This is a genomic window from Synechocystis sp. LKSZ1, assembly GCF_040436315.1.
In the GTDB taxonomy this organism is placed as follows: Bacteria; Cyanobacteriota; Cyanobacteriia; order Cyanobacteriales; family Microcystaceae; genus Synechocystis.
The window spans coordinates 2,513,840-2,540,186 of record NZ_AP031572.1; the positions used below are offsets into that span (position 1 = coordinate 2,513,840).

Genomic DNA, 26,347 nt, shown 5'->3' on the forward strand with positions numbered 1-26,347 from the left:
TTTGGGAATTAGGGATAGCAGTAAACCAGATCATGAAGGACAGAGGCCAGAGAGAAAGCAGATGCTAGATGCCGCAATGTTGGAAGCCATTACTCAAGAGGCCCGTAAGGCCTTTCTAGACGAAGATGCCCCCGAATGTATTGATGTGCTTGTTCAAGGTTTCCAGCATCTATCCCAGGGCCAGGATGCCGGCCCCCAGGCCTTGGCCAGTCTCTACAAAAAGATGGGGCGGGCGGCCCATTCCCTCAAGGGCGGCGCTGGCATGGCCACCCTCATAACCCTCCAGGGCCTGTGTCATCACTTGGAGGCTTTGTTTGAGGCCCTAGAGCAGGGCCAGGTGAAGGATACGGCTACGGCTTGGGAGTTGATCGCCATCGCCATTGAGGCCATCCAAGACCAGGTCAATCTGGCCCAACAACCTCCCTCCGCAGAAATGGCGAGCCAGCCCTTAGAGATTAGTGAGGCCCTGGCGGCCTTTTTGGCCCAGGGCCTAGTGCTAGAAAATGCCAATATTAATCTGGGAGATGTTTCTGACTTCGTGCGGACGGCCCTCGTGGTGGAACTAGAGGCCTGCTTGGAGCGGGTAGAACTGCAAGTTGCGGCAGGCTTGGCCGGCGCCAAGTTGTGGGAGAGTTTTCAACTCTTGCTGGAGGAATGTACACTTCTGGGCCAGGCCTTAAGTTGTGACTGGTTGACGAATCTGGGTCAGGGCCTTGAATTATCGCCTAACAGTTCATCGTTAGCCCAGCAGATCACCACCACCATTACCGAAGTTCGCACCCTGCGCGACCAATTTCTAGCCCGTCAGGGGACGCCTGCGCCCTCTATCCCTAGTATTACTCCTCGAGTCGTTGACCCAGAGAGTAGCCGGCCATCTCCGGTAACCAGCTTCCCGGCCTCTACTGCTGGGGGATTGGATGCTGACCTCCTCGCCGCTATCGCTGTTGAAGCCCGTCAGGCCTTTTTAGAAGAAGATGCCCCCGAGTGTCTAGCGGCCCTTTCCCAGGGGTTTGGCCAACTCCAGCAGGCCCTGGCCGAATCCGCCTCGGTGGCCCAACTCCAGCCCATCTTTAAAACCATGGGCCGGGCGGCCCACTCCCTCAAGGGCGGTGCTGGCATGGCGGAATTACCCACCCTCAGTCACCTCTGCCATCGCATGGAGGATGTCTTCGAGGCCCTAGAACAGCATCAACTCCAGGATATTCCCACGGCCCTGCAATTGCTTTCCCTAGCGCTAGATGAAGTCCAAAGCTTGGTGGATGCGGCCAATGCCGGTCTGATGGATAGCGCCGATGCACCGCCCCTGGACATCACCCAGGCCCTGGAAGACCTGTTGGCCCAGCCTGCCGGTAGTCGAGAAACCCCAGAACATCTCGGTGATATTAGCGACTTTGTCCGCATTACCCTAACCACGGAACTGGAAAGTCGTCTCGGGGAATTGGAACAATCCCTCCAGGCCGGTCAGCCCTCCGCCCAACTCCAAACCCATTTCCAGGCCTTTCTAGAGGAATGCATTCTCCTGGGGCAGGCCCTCAGTTGTCCCTGGTTAGAGGCCCTGGCCGAGCAGGCCCTGCCCCAACTGACTGAGGCTTCTGTCCTTAGTCTCATGCCAGAGGTGATTGCTAATCTCCGGTACCAGCGCGAGCAATTTTTAGTGGCCCCGGAACCGGTGGTTGCCGTTACGCCCCCGCCGCTCCAGGAGAAGGCCCCCGCCCCAATAGAGGTTCTGCCGTCCCCATCCCGTGAGGCCCAGGCCCCCACCCCCATTCCCAGTGAGCGTCGCCAAAGTCTACGGATTCCCTTGGAACGGCTGATTCACATGAGTAGTGTGGTAAGTGAACTCCTGATTAACCACGAGCAATTGTTAGTCTACGACCGGCAACTCCGTCAAGCCAGTTTAAACCTGAAAAACCGGAACCAGCAACTGATTCCGCTCCGGGAACAGGTGGAATCTCTCTACGATGAACTCTCCTTTTCTGAACAAACCCTCTCCTCCCCCTCTAGTACGGAGGAAGATAACGGAGGAATGGGGGACTTCGATGCCCTGGAGTTTGACCGTTATACCTCGGTCCATAGCCTACTCCAGCGCTTTCAGGAAATGATGGTGCAGGTCCAGGAAATCCAAGATGACGTTGAAACCGTGGAACGCGACCTCCAGGAAACCCTCATCCAGGTTCGCCAATCCCTGCAAAATCTGGATGAGGAGTTGACCCAATCCCGTCTCCTCCCCTTCGGTAACTTGGCCCGCTCCTTTATCCAACCCTTGGCCAAGCTCAACCAGCGGCACCAAAAAAACGTGCAACTGGAGATTATTGGGGAGTCGGTTCTGCTGGAGCTTACGGTTTTTGAACAACTACGTAATCCCCTAACCCATCTGATCCGTAATGCCTTTGACCATGGCATGGAGACCCCCGAGGAGCGTCTAGCGGCCGGGAAATCTCCCCAAGGAACCATCACCCTCGCCGCCGCCCTAACCGGCAACCAAATCACCATTACCCTGGCCGATGATGGCCGGGGCATTGATCCGGAAAAGATTCGTCAAAAGGCCGTTACCCAAGGGTTAATCAGCGAAGCTCAAAGCCATCGGGCCAGTAAGGAAGCTATTTTCGAGTATCTTTTTGTGCCAGGTTTCTCCACCGCTGAGACCGTAAGCGACCTTTCCGGACGGGGCCTGGGTTTAGATATTGTGAAACAACTGGTGGATAGCCTCCGGGGCAATCTACGTCTTGAAAGTCACCTCGGCCAGGGTACCCGCTTCCTAATTCGTATTCCCCTGTCCCTCAATATCATGCCCTTGCTCCTGGTTCGAACCCAGCAAAGGCTTTTGGCCTTTCCTTCGGAAAACGTTTTGCGGGTTTTGCCCCTGAAGGAATACGCCATCCAAGACGGCCACCTGGAATGGCAGGGCCAGAAAGTACGGGTTTGCCCCCTGGAACAACTTCTTCCCTATAACAGTGCCCTAGCGGAATTTGCACCAGTCCGGCCGGCCAACGTCGGTTTAATGGTGGATATTGGTGACCGCCCGTCGGTCTTGACTGTGGAGCAAATTGTGGACGAGCGGCCCCTGGTGGTTAAAGCCTTTGACCCCCTCACGCCCTTACCCACTTATCTGGGAGGCTGTACGGTCTTGGGGACAGGGGAAGTCGTCCCTATTCTCCTGCCCAATAACCTGGATAGTCTCTGGAATGCGGCGGTTGCGTCTCCAGGTCTTCCCTCCCTGGGCACTCCTAGCGTTGAACCCTACTCCACCGACCAGAACACGATCCTGGTTATTGATGATTCCGTCACGGTACGCCGTACCCTCAACCGGGTGCTGGGACGCTCGGGCTATCAAGTCCTACAATGTCGTGATGGACAGGAGGCCTGGGAACTGCTCAACCGTCAGACCGAGGGCATTGCCCTAGCCATCTGTGACCTAGAAATGCCAAATATGGATGGCTTTACCCTAATGCGTCTAGTTCGTTCTCACCCCACTTGGCAGGGCCTACCGATTATTGTCCTGACCTCTCGGGAAAATCCCTTACACCGTCAACGGGCCAGCGAATTAGGGGCCACCCATTACCTCACTAAACCCTTCCAGCCCAACTATCTCTTGGATACCCTGGCCCAAGTCCTGAACCACTAGGTCAAACGGTGACGCAAAATGAATTCGGCAATGGCCAAATCCATGGGGGTCGTCACTTTGAGATTGGTTTCCTCACCCTCAATGATTTTGACGGGAAGCTGACACTTTTCAAAGAGGGCCGCATCGTCGGTCACTTCCCAGCCCAAGGCTTCCCCCTGCTGGTGACAATTTTTAAGGAGGGCTACCTCAAAGCCTTGGGGCGTCTGAGCGGCCCAGAGATGTCGTCGGTCGGGAGTGTCCTGGATCCAGCGGTGTTCATTCACCACTTTGATTGTGTCCTTAACCGGGATGGCCGCAATCAGACCCTGGCAGTTTTTCAAGGCCTGGGCACAGCGATTAAACAGATCTGCCGTAGCTAGGCAGCGGGCCCCATCGTGGATCAATACCGCTGGGGCATCGGATGGCAGGGCCTTGAGACCATTAAACACCGAGGCCTGGCGAGTCTCTCCCCCCTGAATCAGTTCTACCGGTATACTGAGGTTTAAATCATCCAGAATATCGACAAATTCATCAAAATCGTAGGGTTGGCCAATAATCCCGATCCAAGTAATCTGCTCTGCTACCGCCGCCGCCTGTAACGTCCAGGCCAGCAGGGGTTTCCCCAGGAGCGTCAGTAACAGCTTATTGCGGTCACTGCCCATTCGTTTTCCCATCCCCGCCGCCGGAATCAGTAAATGCATGTGTGCCCCTCCCAATGCTCTCTGTTAATCCTGCTACTGTTTGCGCTGCCGCACTATGAATAATAAAAGACTTTGGGCCTGGTTTGTTGGTATAACCCTTTTACTGGGGGCCGGGTTTGGTTTCTACCAATGGGAGGGCCAAATTTTGACTAACTATCAATACACCGGTGTCATCCAAGACAAGTGGCATACGACCGACTGCTATCCCCGCTACGACAGCAATGGTAACTACGACGGTGAAAACTGCCAGGACAAATTTGTGGTGGTGCTTAACTTGCCAGACCTGGGCCGTCTCAAAAAAAATATCAACCGACGGAAATTTGAGGACTTCGTGGTAGGCAGTCCGGTGACCTACTCCTTTGCTCGGGGCCGTCTGGGACTCAAGCACCAAGAAAAAATCGAGTTAAGTAGCTAGCATTATAGTTTCCAATGAATTGATATAGAGATGGAAGCTTACTTGAAGGTTAGTGACATTATTAATTGGCAATACCCTGAAATTATTCAGCTGGCCCAACAGATAGCCCTAGGACAGGAAACCGTAACCGCCGTTGCCAGGGCCTGCTTCGAGTGGGTGCGGGATGAAATTCGCCATAGCGTTGACTATCAGTTGAACCCTATTACCTGTCGTGCGTCGGATGTTCTCAAGTACAAGACAGGTTATTGTTTTGCTAAAAGTCACCTATTGGCGGCCCTACTGAGAGCCAACCGTATTCCAGCGGGATTTTGCTATCAGCGCTTGAGTATTGATGATCAAGGTGCGCCCTACTGCTTACATGGCTTTAACGCAGTATATTTACCTGAAATGGGTTGGTATCGCGTTGATGCGAGGGGGAATAAAGAAGGTATCAAGGCTCAATTTACGCCCCCCAAGGAGCAATTAGCTTATAATGTCCGACTTCCTGAAGAAGCTACGTTTCCGGCCATTTTGGCAGATCCCCTGCCGATCGTTGTAGAGGCACTACAAAGCCAGCGTAGTTGGGATGCCATGCTCTGCTATCTTCCAGATATTGCCTTAGCATCGGCCAAGGATTATGGCCTGAACACAATCAATCCCCTATCCTCAGCATCCCCAACGCCTTAACCCTGAAAATAGTTAAGCTCACTAGCTTTTAAATGGCTCCCGAGCAAGACGAAAGCCAAGTTTTCCCACTATACTGATTGTTCTGTCTAGCGTGATGGAAGTACCACCCGCATGTGGTTAATCTATAAAGAATTTCGGTTTGAAGCGGCCCATGTCTTGCCCCACCACGATGGCAAATGCTGCCGTCTCCACGGCCATAGCTGGATTGGCCGGGTCTATATTCAGAGTGATAGCCTCCAGACCAGCGGCCCTCAACAGGGAATGGTGATGGATTTTGGGGAGATTAGCTGCTATCTGGAGCCCTTACTGGAAAATTATCTTGATCATTACTACTTGAATGAGACTACTGGCCTGGAAAACCCCACCAGTGAGGCGGTGGCCCAATGGATTTTTGAGCAACTGGAAAAAGCCGGTCTGGCAGGCCTGCATTCCGTCGAGATTCGTGAAACCTGCACCAGCGGTGCGCGTTACTTTCACCCCCATCTAGGAGCGCAAGCACTGTGTTAAAACGGATCGGCTTGGGCCTGCTGGCCTGTGTTCTTTGTCTGACCCTGGGGTGGGGCGTCCCCAGTTGGGGCCGGAATGGGCCGGAGATTCTTTGGGATCGTTGGGGCATTCCCCACATTTTTGCGTCGGATCAGGAAAGTCTCTTGCGGGCCTTTGGTTGGGCCCAGGCCCAGGGCCATGGCGATCTCCTCCTGCAATTGTATGGAGAGGCTCGGGGCAGAGCGTCCGAGTACGGCGGCATTGATTACCTGGCCACTGATCAGTACGTCCAGATGATGGCTATTCCCGAACGGGCCCAGGCCTGGTATGACCAACAAACTCCCACTATGCGGGCTAATCTAACCGCTTTTGCGGCCGGGATTAATCAATACTTTCAGCAGTATCCCCAGGCCGTTACCCCGGCCCATCGTCAGGTTTTACCCGTCAGCGGCGTTGATGTTCTAGCCCACGTCCAACGGGTCTTATACTTTCAATTTCTCACTAATCCCCAGCAAATTGAGGCCGTTCGTAATCACCAACCCATTCCCGTATCACCAGGTGGTTCCAATGCCTGGGCCATTGCCCCAAGTCGTTCTCGCTCTGGCCATGCCCTACTACTTGCCAATCCCCACCTTCCCTGGGGTGGACTCTATCGTTGGACAGAGGCTCAACTCCAGGCCCCTGGCCTTAACCTGAGTGGGGTAACGCTGGTAGGTATGCCCGTCTTGGCTATGGGCTTCAATGACAACCTGGGTTGGAGTTTGACCGTCAACTATCCCCACAACGTCAATTTCTACGAGCTGACTGTCCAGGATGGGGGGTATCTTTGGCAGGGTCAGATCCAGACCTTTGGTCGAGAGCGCAAAACCCTCAAAATTCGCCAGGCTGATGGCAGTTTCCAGGCCTTGGAATGGGAGATTCAGCATAGCGAAGCGGGGGTCGTCCTTTCCCAGCAGGGAGACCGGGCCTACGTTCTGCAGATGGCGGGGTTAGACCGGCCCCAGGTGTTAGAGCAATTTTGGCAGATGGGCCAAGCCTCATCCTTTAGCGACTTTGAAGCGGCCCTGAAAACCCTGCAATTACCCATGTTCAATCTGCTCTACGGTGACCGGGAGGGTAATATCTTTTATCTCTACAACGCCCTGGCTCCGGAACGCACGGGCACTTGGCAGGAATGGGGCCAAATTCGGCCGGCCCGAGGCCCTCAGGATCTCTGGCAGGGTTATTTTGCTTACCCCAACTTGCCCAAACTGAAAAATCCCCACACCGGCTGGTTACAAAATAGTAATGATCCTCCTTGGACTAGCACTTGGCCCTCCCAACTTAAACCAACGGACTACCCCGCCAGTCTAGCGGCGGCCAATCTAGGCCTGGCCCCGGAAATTTTCCGTAGTCAACGTTCCCTCAAGCTGTTACAGACGGCCGAAAAGCTCAGTTTGGAGCAGATGATTCAACAGAGTTTGGACTCTCGCCTCGAGTTGGCAGATCGCGTTTTGCCCCTATTGATTCCCTCCGCCAAGGCCTTGGCCAATCCCATTGGCATTGAAGCAGCCCAAGTTCTAGAGCGCTGGGATCGTCAAAATAATGCCGATAGTCGCGGGGCCGTTTTATTCCTGCTTTGGGCCCTGACCCTCGGCCCTGAGCGGATATTTTCTCGGCCCTGGAATCCCCAAGACCCCCTCAATACCCCGGCTGGCCTGGCGGATTTGAATACGGCTCTGGCAGTATTGGAAGGAGTGGCGGCTCAGATGCAACTGCTATACGGTTCTCTTGATGTTGCTTGGGGGGAGGTGGTAACGATGACGGCAGGAAAAAGTACCCGACCGGCCCAGGGAGGCCCTGGTAATCTGGGGAGTTTCCGGGTGCTGGAACTCAGAGCCAAGGCCGACCAACGTTTCCAGGCGATTGCGGGAACGAGTTACCTCAGCGGGGTGGAATTTAGCAATCCTGTCCAGGCCCAGAGTATTTTGGTTTACGGTAATGCGAGTCAAAGTCAGTCCCCCCACAATGGTGATCAATTGCTCCTCTATAGCCAAAATCAGCTCCGGCCCGTGTGGCGCACCCGCGAAGCCATTCAGGCCCATCTGGAAAAGCAAGAACAATTGCCTTAAAGAGTCTGTGATCTAAAAATGAGTTGCCCATACCCCGTAGCTTGTTGCGATTGGGCTCAGCAAACACCTAGACAATCAAGGGTTTTTAATTAGTTTTGTCCCTGCGAGCTAAGCTTAAACTGGAAGAAAGACACGCTCCTGTATTGCCTCCTGTCTTCCTTGAGTGCTCCCTATGCGCAGGCTATCCCGGTGGTTTTTTGCTGTTTCCAATTTTGGTTTAGACCGGGTTTGGCGTGGCCTGTTGATTGTACTGGCCATTGTGATTCTCTTGAGTGGGTTTAGTATTGCCCAGTGGCGGATGGCAGAGGCGGATCAACAAATCCGTACCTTGCTCCTGAATCAGACTAAAACCATTGCCGCTAGTTTAAATCAGAGTCAACTGGGAAATTTTACGTTTACACCGGCGGATTGGCAACGCCCTTATTTCCAACGTTTGCATCAGCAAATGGCGATCTATGGCAAGCAGTTGGGATATCGCAGTATCTACACCATGGCATTCCGGAGTCAGCAGATTATTTTTGGGCCGGAAAGTTTAGAGCCGGATGACCCCCTGGCAAGTCCGGTGGGAACGGTTTACGAAAAGCCCCCCCCAGAACTTTACCCCCTATTCCAAGCGCCTGGTCACCTCACCATTGGCCCCTATCGGGATGAATACGGACAGTTTATCTCGGCCTTTAGCTCGGTGGTGGATCGGGATACGGGGGCGGTGATGGCAGTGGTGGGGATGGATATAGAGGTCGATGAATGGCAACAGCAATTGAATCGCTTTCGGCTGCTGCCCCTGGGCGTGACGTTGGTGTTAGTGGTGATTTTACTGGGGAGTTTTGCCTTTTCCCTGAGTCGACTGAGTGATAGTTCCCGCTGGCGCTATTGGGGAAGTTACGTTACGGCCCTGGCGGGGGTAATCATAACGCTGAGTATCAGTGGTCTGCTCCAGGAAAATCAGATGCTGGCCCAACAGAAAAATTTTGAGGCGATCGCCAATAATCAGGTCGAACAGTTTTTAGAACAGTTGGTACAGATCCGGGATGAGCAATTGAGGATGCTCAGTCAGTTTATTCTCTCGAGTCAAGAGGTCACGGAGGCGGAGTTTCAACAATACACGCAACCGATGGTGCAGGTGAGTCGAATTCAGCACTGGCAATGGGCTCCCTTGGTTGCGGCGGATCAAAAAAATGCCTTTGAGCAACAGTTGCGCCAACAGGGCCTCCCGAACTTTAGGATTTTTCAGTACGATGCCCAGGGACGAAAAGTCCCCGTCACGGAGCGGGCCGACTACTATCCGGTGCTTTACAGCGTTCCGGCTAATGAGCAAGCCATGATTAAAGGTTACGATTTAGCCACAGATCCGACCCAAGGGTTGGCCCTGCGCTCGGCGGTCACTAGCCGACTGAACACCGCGACAGATCTACTGACCCAGAAGACCCCGGTTAATCAAACGAATACCCTGCGTCTGTACTATCCTGTTTTCCGAAAGGAGGCGATCCTGACGAGTGGAGTCATCTCCGCTGTCATTGAACCGCAAAAATTACTGTCGATTAGCCTAGCCAGTGGCTTTTATCAGCAGACGCTCTCGGATCTGTACTGGTTGGCCCTGTTTGCTGACCGACCGCCCGCAATCCTTGCCGAAAAAGCTGTCGGGACAGAAGCGCCCCAACTGTTCCCCCCAAGCCTAACCAACCACCATGTCAGGAACTTGGTGTCTGTTTATCCTCTGTTTATTTTTGGCAAAACCTATGTGTTAACCGTGTCCCCCAATGCCAACTTCTGGGCATCCTATCCGGTAATTGCAGGGAAAGTCGCCCTCGTGATGGGATTAGGGATGACGATTCTATTGACGATGGTGGTGACTCTGTTGGGGAATCGTCGTCGGGTGATGGAACAGAAAATTCAGGAACGCACCCAGGCATTAAATCAGACTACCGCTGATCTGAAGGAACGAATTAAGGAACTGAACTGTTTGGTGCAACTGAGTCGGCTGACCCAGCAGGAAGATTTCCAGGTGGCGGCCTTTTTGCAACAGTGTGTTGAACTGCTCCCCCCAGCTTTTCAATATCCAGCCATAACCTCGGCTTGTATCCACTGCGGCAATGACCAGTATGTGACCCCTCACTACCAAGCGAGTCCTTGGCAACTGACCGCAACTTTTTCGGGCTGTGGGACAGGGCCAGGACGCATTGACGTTTATTATCGCGAAGATCAAGGGTTTCTCCCCGAAGAAGAAACCCTTCTGCAAACCGTGGCCCGGATCATTGAGGATGTGTTGACTAAGCAAAGTATGGTGATTGCGGTTCAACAGAGTGAGCGCAACTACCGGGCCATTTTTAACTCCACCTTCGAGGCTATTTTTGTTGAGGATATTGATACCGGCGAGATTCTGGATGTCAACGAGCCCGGTCTGAAACTCTATGGCTACCCGACTAAAGCGGAACTGATTGGCCTAGATATTTCTGCCGTTAGTGGCCATGAACCCTGGCAAACCCCAGAGAAAATTTTAGGGTATCTCCAGCAAGCCAAAGCCGGCCAAACTCCTGTCATTGAATGGTTGGGCAAACGCAAGGATGGGGAAACGTTTTGGGTGGAAGTGACCTTGGGGATTGCTACCATTGATCATCACCAACGTATCCTCGCCGTAATCCGGGACATCCGCGAACGTAAGCGCCAGGAGCAAAGAATCCGTTACCTTACCCGTCTCTATGCCACCCTCAGCCAAGTTAACCAAGCCATTATCCACAACCGCACCCAAGATAGTTTGTTTTGGGCAATCTGTACGACGGTGGTTGAGGTGGCCCAATTTTCCCTGGTCTGGATTGGCTGTGTTGACCCCGAAACCCAGGAAATTATCCCCTTTGCTAAGGTCGGTCCAGCGACGGCCTACATCGAGAACATTCACGTCACCGCTCTAGATGAACCCGCCGGCCGAGGCCCCACTGGTACCGCTGCCCGCACCAACCAACTGGTGCTTTGTGAGGACTTTGACACCGATCCTCTCATTGCTCCCTGGCGTGATCGAGCCTTGTCCTACGGTTTCCACTCCTCCGCGGCCGTCCCCATTCAGCAGAATAATCGAGTAGTAGCCGTGCTGACTATCTACTCCTCAGAAAAAGGATTCTTTAGCGCCGATGAACGGGCCTTGCTGCAGGAAATTAGCGACAATATTTCCTTTGCCCTGGATGCCATCCAAGCCGACCTAGACTACCAAGCCACCGAACAAAAATTACGGGAGAACGAGAAAAAACTCCAAGAGGCCCAATTACAAAACCTCTCTAACCGTTTAGCCCTGGCCCTCGAAGCAGGCCTGATCGGGAGTTGGGAATGGACAGAAGGGGAAGGTTTACACTGGGATGCCCAACTCTATTCCATTTACGGCATTGAACCCGTCGGCCGCCCCATGACCCAAAATGATTGGTTGCAGTGTATTCATCCCGATGACCGAGCACGGATGGAAGAAGCCGCCCAAGCCGCCTTTGGCTATCTGTCCCACTTTGAAACGGAATTTCGGATTGTGCGTCCCCAGGGGGAAATCCGCTGGATCTTCGATATTGGCATCGTTCACCGGGATCCTGATACGGGCGGTGTGAACGTTATCGGCATCAATCAGGATATTACGGAGCGCAAACTCGCGGAACTACAACTCCAGCAAACCAACGAGGAACTGGTACGGGCCACTCGTCTTAAGGATGAATTTTTGGCCAATATGAGCCACGAGCTACGCACGCCCCTGAATGCCATTCTAGGAATGACGGAAGTCTTGCAGGAGGAAATCTTCGGGCCGGTGAATCTGAAACAACAGGAGGCCCTGAAGACTGTTGAGAATAGTGGGAACCACCTCCTCTCGTTGATTAACGATATCCTTGACCTCTCCAAGATTGAATCCGGTCAGATGGAACTCAATATTGGCCCAGCGACAATCCCAGAACTCTGTAAAGACAGTCTATCTTTCATCAAACAGCAAGCCATGAAAAAAGGCCTGCGGGTGGAAACCCAGCTAGCCCCGAACCTCCCCGAACTGTGGGTCGATGAACGGCGGATTCGCCAGGCCCTGATCAATCTCCTCAATAATGCGGTGAAATTTACCCCTGAGGGGGGACGGATTACCCTGAGTGTCTCTTGGCCCACCGCGGACAGGGTGCGCTTTAGCGTGGAAGATACGGGCATTGGTATTGCCCCAGAACAGATGGGTAAGCTCTTCCAGCCTTTTATCCAGGTTGATAGCGCCCTCAATCGCCGCTATGAAGGAACGGGTTTGGGCCTGGCCCTGGTCAAACGCATTGTGGAACTCCATGGAGGGGAGATCGGCCTAACCAGCCAAGTTGGGGTGGGGAGTTGTTTTACCCTTGACCTTCCTTGTCCTGAACACGCTCTGGTCTGTTCGGTTCCGGAGGCCAGTCCAGGGCCTGGCATGGAGGCCCTTTCCATCAGCGGCCAATCTCCCCTGATTTTGTTGGCAGAGGACAATGAGAGTAATGGTCTTTCTCTGTCGAGTTATCTCCAAGCCAAGGGGTATCGGGTCGCCTGGGCCAAGGATGGAAAAGCGGCGGTCGCCATGGCGATAGAACAAAAGCCCGACCTAATTGTGATGGATGTACAGATGCCGGAGATGGATGGCTTAGAGGCAATGCAACGGATCCGCACGCAGGAAAACCTTCAGCAAACCCCCATCATTGCCCTAACAGCCCTAGCGATGGAAGACGATGCCAAACGCTGTTTAGCTAGTGGGGCCAATTGTTATCTGAGTAAGCCGGTGCGCTTGAAGGAATTGGCGGGCGTCATCCAGGAATTGCTCCGGTCTACGGGGGCCTGATCCCCATCCTTTAAGGTGAGGCTACCGATGGTTCCCCCTCTGCCAACAGCATCTCCCCTGGTTTAGGGGAGACGGGTGGGGTCAGTTGTGTCGTTAGGCCTCAGAGAAGCGGTAGACTAAATTCGCTATTTAATGAATAGCATTTCTTGATAGGTCGGTAACGGCCACTCGTTATCCGCCACTTCCCCTTCCAAGGCGTCAGCAGATTGGCGGAGCTGATCCATTAAGGGACGCAGGGTTTGGGCGCAATATTGCATTTTGGCTTCGGTAGACTCAAAATCATGTTTAGCTAGCGCCTCCTTTAATTGGTTGGCGGCCGTCAGGAGTTGATTGGCTAGGGTGGCGACACTTTGGGCGACTTGGCTATCCAGGGTAATCCCCAGATTCGAGAGACTGCCCATCGTGCTGGTGAGTTTAGCAAGATAGGACAGGGCCGCGGGATAAATTAAGGTTTTTGCCATGGAAACGGCTAGTTTGGCCTCCACCTCAATGGAAAGAATATATTGCTCTGCATAGACTTCAAAGCGGCTTTCCAATTCCACTGGGGTTAGCACCCCGGTTTTCTGGAAGAGTTCTTCAATGGCCTCGGCTTTGAGATAGGGTAGGGCATCGGCGGTGGTGGGCAGATTGGCGAGGCCCCGCTCTTCAACGGCTATTTTATGCCATTCTTCGGAATAGCCATTGCCGCCAAAAATCACTTGTCCATGCTTCATCATCACTTCCTTGAGGACGGTGAGAATAGCCGCATCTAAATCCAGTCCCTGGTTTAATTCCGTTTCGAGCCGATTACCGATCCAGTCGAGGGAATCCGCCAAAATTGTATTGAGTACAATTAATGGTCCAGACACCGATTGACTAGAGCCCACCGCCCGAAATTCAAAGCGATTACCGGTAAAAGCAAAGGGAGAGGTACGGTTCCGGTCACCGGCATCTTTGGTTAAGGTCGGCAGAACATCGACCCCGAGATCCATCACTCCTTTTTGCTTCGATTCGGTCACGGTTCCATTTTTGATTTGTTCAAACACATCCTCTAATTGGGTACCAAGATAAACCGACATAATGGCCGGAGGCGCTTCATTGGCCCCAAGACGGTGGTCATTGCTGGCGGTGGCAATCGCGGCCCGCATCAGAGGGCCATATTTATGGACACCGCGGATGACGGCACCGCAAAAAATGAGAAACTGCGCGTTATCGTGGGGAGAGTCACCGGGATCTAGCAGATTGCCTTGGGTTTCATTTCCCACTGACCAGTTGACATGCTTGCCGGAACCGTTAATTCCCGCGAACGGCTTTTCATGCAATAAACACATGAAACCGTGCTTTTTAGCCGTATTTTTTAATACCGTCATCAATAATTGTTGATGGTCACTCGCCACATTGGCCGCTTCAAAGAAAGGCGCAATTTCAAATTGTCCCGGCGCGACTTCATTGTGGCGGGTTTTAGCAGGAATCCCTAACTTGTAGAGCGTTTCTTCAACGTCCTGCATAAATACTTGTACTCGCTCAGGAATGGCCCCAAAGTAGTGGTCATCAAATTCCTGGCCCTTAGCAGGGGCCTTACCGAAGAGGGTTCGCCCGGCCAAGAGCAAATCGGGACGTTGCGCCGCAAAACTAGCATCCACCAAAAAATATTCCTGCTCTGCCCCACAGCTTGAGTTAACTCGAGCAATATTACTATGGCCCAATAATTTCAACACTTTATTGGCCGCTTTATCCATCGCGGCGATGGAACGCAACAACGGTACTTTTTTATCTAAGGCTTCCCCTGTCCAGGAAACAAACACCGTTGGAATGCAGAGGGTAGAACCATTATCGGTTTCCATGATGTAGGCGGGACTGGTTACATCCCAACCCGTATAGCCCCGTGCCTCAAAGGTGTCCCGAATTCCCCCGTTGGGAAAGGAAGACCCGTCCGGTTCGCCTTGCACTAAGACTTTCCCCGAAAATTCTGAAATCACTTTGCCGTCACTTTGCACGGAAATAAAGCCGTCATGCTTTTCCGCTGAGAGATTGGTCATGGGGTAAAAAACGTGAGCATAGTATTTTGCCCCCTTGCCCATGGCCCAATCGCGCATCGCCATTGCTACCGCATCCGCAACGGAGGGGTCTAATTTTTGACCCGTGGTGATCGTATTTTTAATCGATTTAAACACAGTTTTCGGCAGACTTGCCTGCATTTTGCTCAGATCGAACACGTTCTCTGCCCAAATGTCTTCTAAATGGGTTGGGGGCACTGAGATCTTGACCGGTGGACGATTAACAATCTGCTGAACTGCCTGCAAACGACCCATATTTCCACTCATGACATAACCTCAATCTTAATCAGGGCTGATCATACCGAAGTCAACCGACCCCATATAGACAGTAAAGATACAAAAGAGAAAATAGCACCACCCTCAATTTCTAAATAGACAGAATAGCAGCGACTCCAAGACTTTAATACCACCATGATTTTCAGGATGGTCTTGGGTGGGCAGGGCCAAGCAAGGACAGGCAACCAGGGGCCGTTTCTTTAAAATCGGGCAGATCTTTCAAAAAAAACTAAATTACAATCATTACATAACGGTAAGTGTTAATAACATGACCCTCCCTTTTTGATGGCAAAAAAGTTTGAGTCCTTTATTTTTTGATTTGTTGACTAGTATTCTTGAATTTAATTGTGTACAGGATCGGCCCTATTGTCCCGTTAGCCCTCACGAGTCAAGTCGATGACAAGGCCTAGGCCTTGCGCCAGCTTGATCAAGCTTTAAGTCTCTCCTGTAACGCCGATCCTCACCGATAAGTATGAGTTTACAATCTGCCCTAATTCGGAATCCGCTCACTGTCTCGCCAGCAACCCCTGTCCGCGAAGCCATTGGCCTGATGTATCAAGGGGAAGGGTCATCTACATCTCCTCTGCCATTAACCTATCCCCTAGACTGTGTGGTAGTCGTGGCCGACAATCAGCAAGTGGTGGGCCTGTTGACGGAACGGGATGTGGTGCGTTTGTGGGCGCAAAGGCAGTTGTTGGATGACTTGGCAGTGGGCCAGGCCATAACTGGGCCCGTCTTGACCCTACGCGAATCGGCCTTAACCGATAGTGCGGCGGCCCTCGCGTTACTGCAACAAAACCGGGTGCGGCATGTGCCCATTGTGGATGACCAGGGCCGACTCGTGGGACTCGTAACGACGGAAAGCCTCCAGCAGGCCTCCCAAACGCAATGTGTCCTAGATCTCCAGCAGAATAGTCAACGCTTTCGGGAAGCCCAACGCATTGCCAAAGTCGGCAGTTGGGAACTGGATCTTCTGAGCAATCGCCTCTACTGGTCGGAGGAAGTTTTTCGCATTTTTGAGGTTGATCCGTCGCAATTTGACGCATCCTATGAAACTTTTTTGAATTTGGTGCATCCAGACGATTGTACTATGGTTGACGAAGCCTACCGTCGCCACCTCCAATATCACCAACCCTATAGCCTGGTGCATCGTCTGCTGATGGCGGATGGCCGGATTAAGTACTTGCAGGAACATTGCGAAACCCACTATGCCGAGGATGGCTCTCCCCGGCTCTCTCGCGGAACAGTGCAGGACATTACGGCTCAAACAGAAGCGGAATGGGAGCGTCAGCAGGCCGTCCAAGCCCTGGCTCAACTCAACCAAGACCTTGAAGAACAAGTTATCCAGCGCACCCAAGAACTGACGGACAAGGAGGCGAAGTATCGAGGCTTAATGGAGTGTGCCGCCGATGCCATTATGTTGGGCAATCTCCAAGGCTACATCCTGGAGGTCAATCAAAAAGCAGCAATACTATTGGGCTATTCCTCGGCAGAACTTACTACCCTACACTTTAGCCAACTGCATCCACCGGAAGAGCTACCGAAGGTTACTACAATTTTTAGAAAAGCCGCTGAACAACTCTCTGCTTCATCCTCCCCCGATGTTCTTATCTTTCAGCGACGTGATGGCTCTATGGTACCGGTAGAATTTACCTGTGCTCTGATTAAGAGCCATGGAGAATTCTTGTTGCAGGGTATTTTTCGGGACATTTCCGAACGACAAGCCATGGAGCAGGCCCTGCGGGCCAGTGAGGCCAAGTATCGCCAGATTATCGAAACGGCCCAGGAGGGTGTTTGGATTATTGATGCGGAAGCGAAGCACCAATTTGGCAATGCGGCCCTGTTGAAAATGCTGGGCCGAACCGCAGAAGAGATGGCCGGCCGTTCCCTGTTGGATTTCTTTGCCCCGGAACTGCATCCTCACATTCAAGAACTGTTAGCGCGGCGACAGGCCGGCATTGCGGAAGTCAATGAAGTGCCTCTCCTGCGGGCAGACGGGTCAGTGGTCTGGACTCTGGCCTCGGCGACGCCCCTTTTTGATGAAGCAGGCCAGTATATCGGAACCATGGCTCTGTTGGCAGACATCACCGATCGCAAGTTGGCCGAAGCAACCCTCCAGGCAGAAAACAACTTCCGTCGTTTGATTTTGGAGAATCTGACGGAGGGATTATGCGTGTGCCAGGCCTGCCCCGATTATCCCTTTGTACAGTTCACCGTCTGGAATCCCCAGATGGAGGTGATAACGGGCTATACCCAGGCGGAAATTAACGAACGGGGCTGGTACCAAACCCTCTACCCCGATCCAGAAGCGCAGGCCCGGGCCATGGCCCGGATGACCGCCATGCGCCAGGGTGATCATATTCAATCGGAAGAATGGACGATTCGCCACCGGGATGGCTCGGATCGGATCCTGGCCATTACCACGTCGCTCCTACTTGGCCCAGAAGATGGGACTCATGTTCTAGCTGTGATGAAGGATGTTACCGAGCAAAAGCAGGCCCAACAATTACTCCAACACAATAATCAACTACTTCAGGGCATCACCCAGGCCCAAGCCCAGTTCATTACGGCCCAGAACCGCCTCGAAATCTTTGAAGGCCTTTTGACCTTGCTTCTCGACATGACCGATAGCGAGTACGGTTTTATTGGCGAAGTCTTGTTCCGGGATGATGGAATCGCCGTGATGGAGGAGAGTTTCCTCAAAATCCGGGGCGTCCCCTACCTCAAGACCCACAGCATTACCAATATTGCCTGGGATGAGGTAACCCAAAAATTCTACGAAGAAAACTACGAACAGGGCATGGAATTCACCAATATGAATACCCTGTTTGGGGCGGTAATTATGACGGGCCGACCTGTGATCGCTAATAGTCCCAGCACCGATCCCCGTCGAGGCGGCATTCCCGAGGGCCATCCTCCCCTCAAGGCCTTTTTAGGCCTGCCCTTCTTTAGTGGCGATACCCTGATCGGCATGGTCGGGGTGGCCAATCGGCCCGGTGGCTATACTCTAAAACTGGTTGAGACTCTCCAACCGCTGTTGGTGACCTGTAGTAACCTGATCGAGGGCTATCGGGAAAATCGACGGCGACGCCAGGCCGAGGTCATTATTCATCAACAGGCCGAGCGAGAGGCTTTACTGCGACAAATCAGCCAGCGGATTCGTCAGTCCCTCGATCTCCAAGTTATCTTTGATACGGCTTGTCAGGAAATTTGCCAGGCCCTCCAGGCCGACCGGGTGGGGATTTTCAAGTTTTATCCGGATGCTCACTACAATGATGGGGAGTTTGTGGCGGAATCCCCGATAACGGAATGGCCCTCTGTCTTAGCGGTGCGGGTTCATGACCATTGTTTTGGTGAAAACTTTTCCTCCCTTTATGCTCAGGGACGCTACTACGCCGCCGATGATATTGAAAACAACGGCTTAGAACCTTGCCATAGCGCTATTTTGACCCAGTTTGGTGTCCGGGCCAATCTGGTTTTGCCCCTACAGTACAGACAGCAATTATGGGGACTCCTCTGTATTCATCAATGTTCGGCTCCCCGTCAGTGGCAAACTTCAGAGATTGCTTTAGTGCAACAACTGGCCAACCAATTGAGTATTGCCATCTACCAGGCCAGTCTTTATGACCAAGCTCAGATGGAATTGTTAGAGCGGCAACGGGCCGAGGCCCAGTTAGCGTCCCAACTCCGTCAGCAACAGGCCCTGGCCACCATTACCCAACTGATCCACCAAGAGGCCCTGGAACTACCCCAGATCCTCGTCACGGTTACTCAGCAAGTGCGAGAGGCCCTGAAGGGCGACCGGGTGATTGTCTTCCGGTTATACCCCGACGGCCGTAGTCAGATTGTGGAGGAGTCGGTGGTCGATGGCCTGCCGCGCCTCCGTGACCGCCATTGGCCCGATGAAGTGTGGTCTCAAGAGATTTTGGATTGTTACTGGCAGGGCCAACCCCGCATTGTCCCCGATGTCATGGATGATACTTGGACAGATTGCCTGGTTGAGTATTCCCTAGAAGGGCAAATTCAGTCCAAGATGGTTGCCCCCATTTTGCAGGAAATCACCCCGCCGGAAAGTCACCGCTGGGTGGCCCCCCAGGCGAATAACAAACTGTGGGGCGTTCTGGTCATCCACGCCTGTACCGAAAAACGGGTCTGGCTAGACAGCGAGGCCCGACTCTTGCAACAGGTGGCCAACCAAGTGGGGATTGCGATTCACCAGGCAAATCTTTTTGAGCAATTACAACAGGAATTGGGAGAACGCCAACGGGTGCAATCTCAACTGCTGGAGCGTAACGAGCAACTCGCCATAACCAATACTGAGCTAGAACGGGCTACCCGTCTCAAGGATGAATTTTTAGCCAATATGAGTCATGAACTGCGGACGCCCTTAAATGCGGTTTTGGGTATGACGGAGGGCCTGCAGGAAGGTATTTTTGGACTCATTAATGACAAGCAACTCAAGGCCCTGCGGACTGTCGAGAGCAGTGCCAATCACCTCTTGTCTCTGATTAATGACATTCTGGATGTGGCCAAAATTGAGTCGGGACAGGTCAGCCTCGACTACAGTGTCACCTCGATTGAACAACTATGCTATTCCAGTCTCGCCTTTGTTAAACAGCAGGCCCTGAAAAAACAGATTCGCCTGGAAACCAACATTCCTCCCCGTTTGCCGGCCATCACCATTGATGAAATCCGTATGCGGCAAGTGTTGCTGAATTTGCTCACCAATGCCGTGAAGTTCACCTCCGAAGGCGGTCGGGTGAAGCTAGCTGTTTCCGTTTTACTTTCAGACCCTGGAACGCTCCCCTATCTACGCTTGGCGATTACCGACACGGGGATTGGCATTGCCCCGGAAAATATTGCCAAACTCTTTAAACCCTTTGTCCAAATTGATAGTGCCCTCAACCGCAAATATACCGGCACGGGCTTGGGCCTGGCCCTGGTTAAACAAATTGTGGAACTCCACGGGGGCCGCGTTGGCCTCACCAGCGAGTTGGGGGTGGGCAGTTGTTTCACCGTTGATCTCCCCTACCGAGCGGCATCCTCCATCGCCAACTCAGGAAATATAGGCTTGGAGAATGAGGCGGCTCTCTCCTTCCTGGAAACTGGGGCATTGGAATCCGCCCGAGGGCCTTTAATTTTGCTAGCGGAAGATGAACCGGCCAACGTGATTACCATCTCCAGTTATTTAGAGGCCAAAGGTTATCGCCTCATCTGTGCCAATGATGGCCGGGAGGCCCTTGAATTGGCCCTGGCCCATCCGCCCGATCTCGTCTTGATGGATGTGCAAATGCCGGAGATGGATGGCCTAGAAGCCATACGAAAAATGCGTCAGCAGGCAAGCTTGTGCAACATTCCGATCATTGCCCTAACGGCCCTGGCTGCGGAGGGAGATCGAGAACGCTGTTTAGCGGCGGGGGCCGATGACTACCTGAGTAAACCCGTTCGACTCAAGCAATTGGATAGCACGATTAAGGCATTACTGGGCTCCTAATCTCTGGTTTTGGAGACAACCGTAAATCAACCTGGATAACACAATGAATCATCAAATAATCAATTTATAATTAACCTATAGTTCAACAGATCAACGCCGAAGCCTCCACTAGCAGAAAAGGGGGTCTTGATGGAGCTGACGCTGGCCGATACCGTTATTCGTGAGCCGATTGCCGTTTCCCCCGTAATCACTGTCAGGGAAGCTATCGCTCTGATGAGTGGGGCCCGCTCCTATGGTGAAGTTGACTCGACAACTCCGACAGAGGCCCAGCAGATGATGCTAGAAGCTCGGGCAAGTTGTGTGGTTGTCCTCGACGCCCAGCGGGTCATCGGCATTGTCACGGAACAGGATGTGGTGCGTCTCTGCGCTCAACAGCAATGCCTTGATGAAATATCGGTGGGTCAAGTAATGACAAGATCGGTACAGACCCTGCGGGAATCCACTATGACCGATCCCTTAGCAGTGTTTTCTGTACTCCAGCAAAACCATCTCCGCCCTTTACCCGTGGTGGATGAACAGGAGCATTTATTGGGCCTGGTAACTCCTGCCACCCTGCAACTGGCATTGCACCCGACGGCCCTGTTGAACCTCCAGAAACAACTGCAACGAGAACGAACCGTGGCCCATTTAGCCACTCAAATTCGTGCTTCCCTGAGCCTACAAACGATATTAGAGACTGCTGTTGAGCAAATTCATCAAGTGATCGACTGCGATCGCGTTTACATTTGCCAATTTGGGCCGGACTATGCCGGGGTGGTGGTGGCCGAATCCACTCATTTAGCCGAATCCCTGCTGGGAGTGCGGATTTTCGATACCTGCTTTCAGCAGGAGGTGCCCCATCTCTACCACGAGGGCTATGTGCGGGTCGTCCCAGACATCTACACCATGGAGATAGCTGATTGCCACCGGGCCTTACTCATTCGTCTGCATATTCGCGCCAAGGTGCTACTACCGCTCTTCTGTCGGGAGCAACTCTGGGGCCTGCTGAGTGTTTCCGAAAGTCATAGCGCAAGGGATTGGCAGGCGGACGAAGTGGATCTACTCCGCAACCTCGCCACGCAGTTGGCGATCGCCATCCAGCAAGCCTCAACCTATGAACAACTGCAATTGGAGTTGCAAGAGCGCCAACAAAGAGAAGCCCAACTACGTCAGCTCACCCAACGCTTACAAGAGGCTCAACGCATTGCCCATTTAGGCAACTGGGAACTGGATCATCGACAGAATCACCTCTATTGGTCGGAGGAGGTTTTTCGCATCTTCGAGATCGATCCGCAGCAATTTGGGGCCTCCTACGAAGCCTTTCTCGATTTGGTGCATCCCGAGGATCGCCCGGTGGTCAATACAGTCTATGAAAATCATTTGAACAATCACCAACCCTACAATCTGGTACATCGCCTGAAAATGGCTGATGGTCGTATCAAATATGTGCGTGAGCAGTGCGAAACCCGTTACAGTGCTGAGGGCACTCCCCTGCTCTCTCAGGGAACGGTGCAAGACATTACCCAACAGCGGCAGGCCGAACTAGAACGACTGCTGACCGCCCAAGCGCTGGAACAACTCAATATTGAATTGGAAGACCGAGTGACCCAGCGCACTGCCGAACTGGCGGAACGGGAAGCTCGCTACCGGGGCTTGCTGGAAGAGGCCGCCGATGCCATTTTGTTGACCGATCTTCAGGGCAACATTCTAGAAGCGAACCAGAAAGCAGAACTGTTGTTGGGCTATCCTCTGGCAGAGCTGACAACCTTGCAGGTGACCCAATTGCACCCCCCGGAAGAACTCGAGCGGGTGGGCAGTACGTTTGCCGAAATTACTCAACAACAACGCACCCAAGTTCTGGATATCACCTGCCGTCGGCGCGATGGCGGAACGGTGCCGGTGGATATTACGGCCAGTGTGATTAACCTGAAGGGAGAAGTCCTGGTACAGGGGATTTTTCGTGACATCACTGAGCGCAAACAGATTGAACTGGCCCTGCGGGAGTCTCAGCAATTCCTGCAAATGGTTCTGGATACCGTTCCCATTGCCGTTTTTTGGAAGGATCGCGCGTCTAACTATTTAGGGGCCAATCGACGCTTTCTCCAGGATGCAGGTCTCAGTTCTGTTGCAGAATTAATCGGTAAAAATGACTTTGATCTGCTCTGGGGAGCGACAGAAGCCAAAGCCTATCGTGCCGACGATTGCATGGTTATGGAAGGGGGCGAGGCCAAACTGGGCATCATCGAAACCGTTAGCAAATCCGACAATCAGATCCACTGGGCGGAGACGAATAAATTGCCTCTCCGTAATCTGGCAGGGGAGGTGGTCGGCGTTCTGGGAACGTCTCAGGATATTACCGAACGGAAAAACGCTGAAAATAGCTTACGAACCCAGTTAGCGGCAATCGAGGCGGCGGTGGACGGGATTGCCATTCTTCAGGATGACCATTTCCTGTATCTCAATTCTGCCCACGTGAAAATGTTTGGTTATGAGCAGGCAGAAGAGCTAATTGGACACAGTTGGCACATTTTGTATGGGCCTGAGGAGCTAGAGCGTTTCGATCGAGAAGTAAACCCCTCGTTATTAGCCCACCAGTCCTGGCAAGGAGAAGTCACCGCCACCCGCAAAGATGGCACCACTTTTCCTGAGCAGTTATCCCTAACTATTTCGGGGGACAATATCTTGATCTGCGTCTGCCAGGATATTAGTGCTCGCAAAGCGGCCGAACTGGCCCTGAAAGAGAGTGAAACTCGATTCCGGCGAGTGTTTGCGTCCAACGTGGTAGGGATGATGTTTACCGACTTTAGCGGTCAAATCATGGATGCGAACGATCGTTTTCTGCAGATCATTGGCCGTAGTCGCGCTGACCTAGAAGCCCATCGCATCAATTGGGCAGAGATGACTCCCCCAGAATATCTAGAAGCCGACCAGCAGGTGATGGCCCACCTACAACGCTACGGCGAGATTTCACCGTGGGAGAAAGAGTACCTGCGTCCAGATGGCAGTCGTGTCGCGGTCTTGCTCGGCATTGCCATGTTCTCTGAACGTGATAGTCGCTGTGTGTGTGTTGTACTCGACATCAGTGATCGTAAACAGGCCGAGGTCGAACGCCAGCAACTCTCCACCCGTCTAGAATTAGCAGCCAAGTCCGGCACCATTGGCATTTGGGATTGGGATATTAGCCACGATAACCTGACCTGGGATAATTCGATGTACGAACTGTATGGTATTGTCCCTCATCAATTTGACAACATTTATCAGGCCTGGTTAAGCCGGGTTCATCCCGAAGACCAACCCCGCACTCATCAGGCCATTCAGCAGGCATTAGCCGGGGAAAAAGACTACGACCCCGAGTTTCGAGTGCTACATCCCGATGGGAACCTCCGTTATATCAAGGCCTATGGTGTGGTGAACCGCGATGCCCAGGGGCAACCCCAACGGATGATTGGCGTTAACTACGACGTGACGGAACAAAAACAGGCGGCACAGGCCTTGCAGGCGGCCAAAGAGGCGGCCGAATATGCCAACCGGGCCAAAAGTGAATTTTTGGCCCTGATGAGCCATGAGATTCGTACCCCGATGAATGCCATCCTGGGCCTGACCTATCTGGCCCTCCAGGCCGAGCCGCCAGACCCCCAACAGGGGTATCTCAGCAAAATCCGAGTCGCGGCCCAGTCGCTTTTACAAATTATCAATGATATTTTAGACCTCTCTAAAATTGAAGCCGGCAAACTGGAGCTGGAATGCATTCCCTTTGACCTCGATGAAGTTTTAAACCAGCTCACCAATATCCTGGCCCTCAAGGCCCTGGAGAAAGGGATAGAGTTAGTGTTCCAAGTAGACAAAGAAGTCCCGCAACAATTAATTGGCGATTCTCTGCGGTTACGCCAAGTGCTAATGAACCTAATTGGCAATGGCATCAAATTTACAGAAGTGGGAGGGGTGCGGGTTTCGATTACCGTCATCACCGCTGGCCCAGATACGGTTAAACTCCGATTTGAGATCCAAGATACGGGCATTGGCATTGCTCCAGAGCAAATCACCAAGCTGTTCCAAGCCTTTACCCAAGCCGACCTGTCTATTACCCGCAAATACAGCGGCACGGGCCTGGGCCTGTCTATATGCAAGCGTCTAGTGACCTTAATGGGGGGAACGCTCGGTGTCGAAAGTGAAGTGAACCGGGGTAGTTGTTTCTATTTTGAGGTGACCTTGGGTTACATTCCCTCATCCCAGCTGCTCCCGGCCGTCGCAGTCTTGCCCGATTTAGAGGGCCTCAGGTCTTTGGTCGTCGATGACAATCCCCTCACCCGAGATACCTTAGAGCATATCTTAACCTCCTTTTCTTTTCGGGTCACCACGGCCAGTTCTGGGGCCGAGGCCCTGGCCTATCTGCGTCAGGCCCACGATGACCCCTACCAACTAGCTCTGATTGATTGGTCGATGCCCGAAATGGATGGTCTCCAAACCATTCGTCAGATCAAATCCGACCCCAATTTATCCGCTCTGCCCCATATTTTGATGGTAACGGCCTATCATCAGGAAGTGATTCGGCAACAACTGACCGAGCTCGGCATTAACATCCTTTTACCGAAGCCCTTCAATCGCTCTCAGTTATACAACGCTATCCTGGGAAGCTTTGGTTATGCTCCCCCTAACCCGCCTAAACAAGCCGAGGACGTGAGTACCGACCAGTACAAAACGGTCTTGCAGGGGGCCTCGGTATTGGTCGTTGAAGATAATGAGGTTAACCAACTGATTGCCCAGGAATTATTGGCAAGTGTGGGGATTCAGGTTGATCTCGCCGCATCGGGGGAAATTGCCCTGGCAAAAGTCCAAGCCCATCGTTACCAGGCCATCCTGATGGATATTCAAATGCCCAACTTGGACGGCCTGAGCACTACTCGTCGGATTCGCAATCTGAGTGTTGAGGTGGGCAACTTGGAGCAGGAGTATTTTGCGACGGTGCCTATTATCGCCATGACAGCCCATGCCATGAAGACGGATCGGGCCAAGAGCCTGGCGGCTGGCATGAACGATCATATTGCCAAACCCATTGATCCCCAAGTCTTGTTCCATATCCTGGTTAAGTGGATTGCCCCCGAAACCACCTGGGAAGATCTGCTTTCTGCCCCTGTCCCCGACCAGCCAGCGGCCCTGCCCTTCACCGTGCCCGGCCTGGCGGTGGCCACGGGCTTGGCAAGAGTTGGCGGGGATTCGGCGGTCTATGAACGTCTTTTACATCGCTTTTGCCAAAGTCATCACCCCACGCCGGAAGCGCTACAAACGGCCCTCGCTGTTGCGGATCGGGAGCAACTGGCCTACTTGGTTCATACCCTCAAAGGCTCCGCCGGTAATATTGGTGCCGAGGACTTATTTGACCAGGCCAGTTCCCTAGAAGCCAATTTAAGGAATGACGCCATCCCCCTTAGCTCCCTGGCGACGTCGGTGCTCAACTTGGCATCTCGCCTCCAAGATCTCCTGAGGGCCCTGGCCACGGTTCTGGATCAAGGGGATGATGCGGTTAGTTCCGAGGGATCGAGTCCGACCATCAGTCTCTCGGAGGTACTGTCGGTTTTGACTGAGATTTCAGATCTCCTCGAAACAGATTTGCCCGAAGGCATCGCTCGCCTTGACCACCTCCGCCAACACCGGTATGACCCTGTCCTGCAGGAGCACCTACAGGTGATCGCCGGTCATCTAGCCGAGTTTGATACGGATACTGCTCATACCCTTATACAATCACTAGTAACAGATTTAAAGACCGATAAACGATAA

At 52.9% G+C, this 26,347-nt stretch carries 10 protein-coding genes; 8 read left to right on the top strand and 2 right to left on the bottom strand.

All coding sequences use genetic code 11. From position 1 onward, the window contains the following. Positions 1-61 precede the first annotated feature (61 nt). Complete coding sequence (locus ABXS88_RS11475; RefSeq protein WP_353672183.1) at positions 62-3,625, top strand: response regulator; 3,564 nt, start codon at positions 62-64, stop codon at positions 3,623-3,625. Here the strand turns inward: ABXS88_RS11475 and ispD are convergent. Further along, complete coding sequence (gene ispD, locus ABXS88_RS11480; protein ID WP_353672184.1) at positions 3,622-4,305, bottom strand: 2-C-methyl-D-erythritol 4-phosphate cytidylyltransferase; 684 nt, start codon at positions 4,303-4,305, stop codon at positions 3,622-3,624. The genes ABXS88_RS11475 and ispD overlap by 4 nt on opposite strands. Before the next feature lie 55 nt (positions 4,306-4,360). Here ispD and ABXS88_RS11485 point away from each other — a divergent pair, with 55 nt between their 5' ends. From ABXS88_RS11485 to ABXS88_RS11505, 5 genes are all read left to right on the top strand, one after another. Continuing rightward, the gene (locus ABXS88_RS11485) at positions 4,361-4,720 is read left to right on the top strand and encodes a hypothetical protein (RefSeq protein ID WP_353672185.1); all 360 of its coding nucleotides are present in this window, start codon (positions 4,361-4,363) and stop codon (positions 4,718-4,720) included. A gap of 30 nt (positions 4,721-4,750) precedes the next feature. Continuing rightward, the gene (locus ABXS88_RS11490) at positions 4,751-5,386 is read left to right on the top strand and encodes a transglutaminase family protein (protein WP_353672186.1); all 636 of its coding nucleotides are present in this window, start codon (positions 4,751-4,753) and stop codon (positions 5,384-5,386) included. Between the two features lie 111 nt (positions 5,387-5,497). Next, positions 5,498-5,893 (top strand): 6-carboxytetrahydropterin synthase QueD, encoded by a 396-nt coding sequence (queD, locus tag ABXS88_RS11495; protein ID WP_353672187.1) that lies wholly within the window; start codon positions 5,498-5,500, stop codon positions 5,891-5,893. Next, complete coding sequence (locus ABXS88_RS11500) at positions 5,887-7,983, top strand: acylase (RefSeq protein ID WP_353672188.1); 2,097 nt, start codon at positions 5,887-5,889, stop codon at positions 7,981-7,983. The genes queD and ABXS88_RS11500 overlap by 7 nt, the downstream gene beginning before the upstream one ends. A 172-nt stretch (positions 7,984-8,155) precedes the next feature. Then, positions 8,156-12,787, top strand: a complete 4,632-nt coding sequence (locus ABXS88_RS11505) for an ATP-binding protein (protein ID WP_353672189.1) — start codon at positions 8,156-8,158, stop codon at positions 12,785-12,787. A 125-nt stretch (positions 12,788-12,912) separates the two neighbouring features. On the opposite strand, the gene ABXS88_RS11510 is transcribed toward ABXS88_RS11505, so the two are convergent. Then, complete coding sequence (locus ABXS88_RS11510; protein WP_353672190.1) at positions 12,913-15,090, bottom strand: glutamine synthetase III; 2,178 nt, start codon at positions 15,088-15,090, stop codon at positions 12,913-12,915. Between the two features lie 481 nt (positions 15,091-15,571). On the opposite strand from ABXS88_RS11510, the gene ABXS88_RS11515 reads away from it, so the two are divergent. Then, on the top strand, positions 15,572-20,593 hold the full coding sequence (locus ABXS88_RS11515) for a PAS domain S-box protein (protein ID WP_353672191.1): 5,022 nt from the start codon (positions 15,572-15,574) through the stop codon (positions 20,591-20,593). A gap of 129 nt (positions 20,594-20,722) precedes the next feature. Beyond that, positions 20,723-26,347, top strand: coding sequence for a PAS domain S-box protein (locus ABXS88_RS11520; protein ID WP_353672192.1), 5,625 nt, complete (start codon positions 20,723-20,725; stop codon positions 26,345-26,347).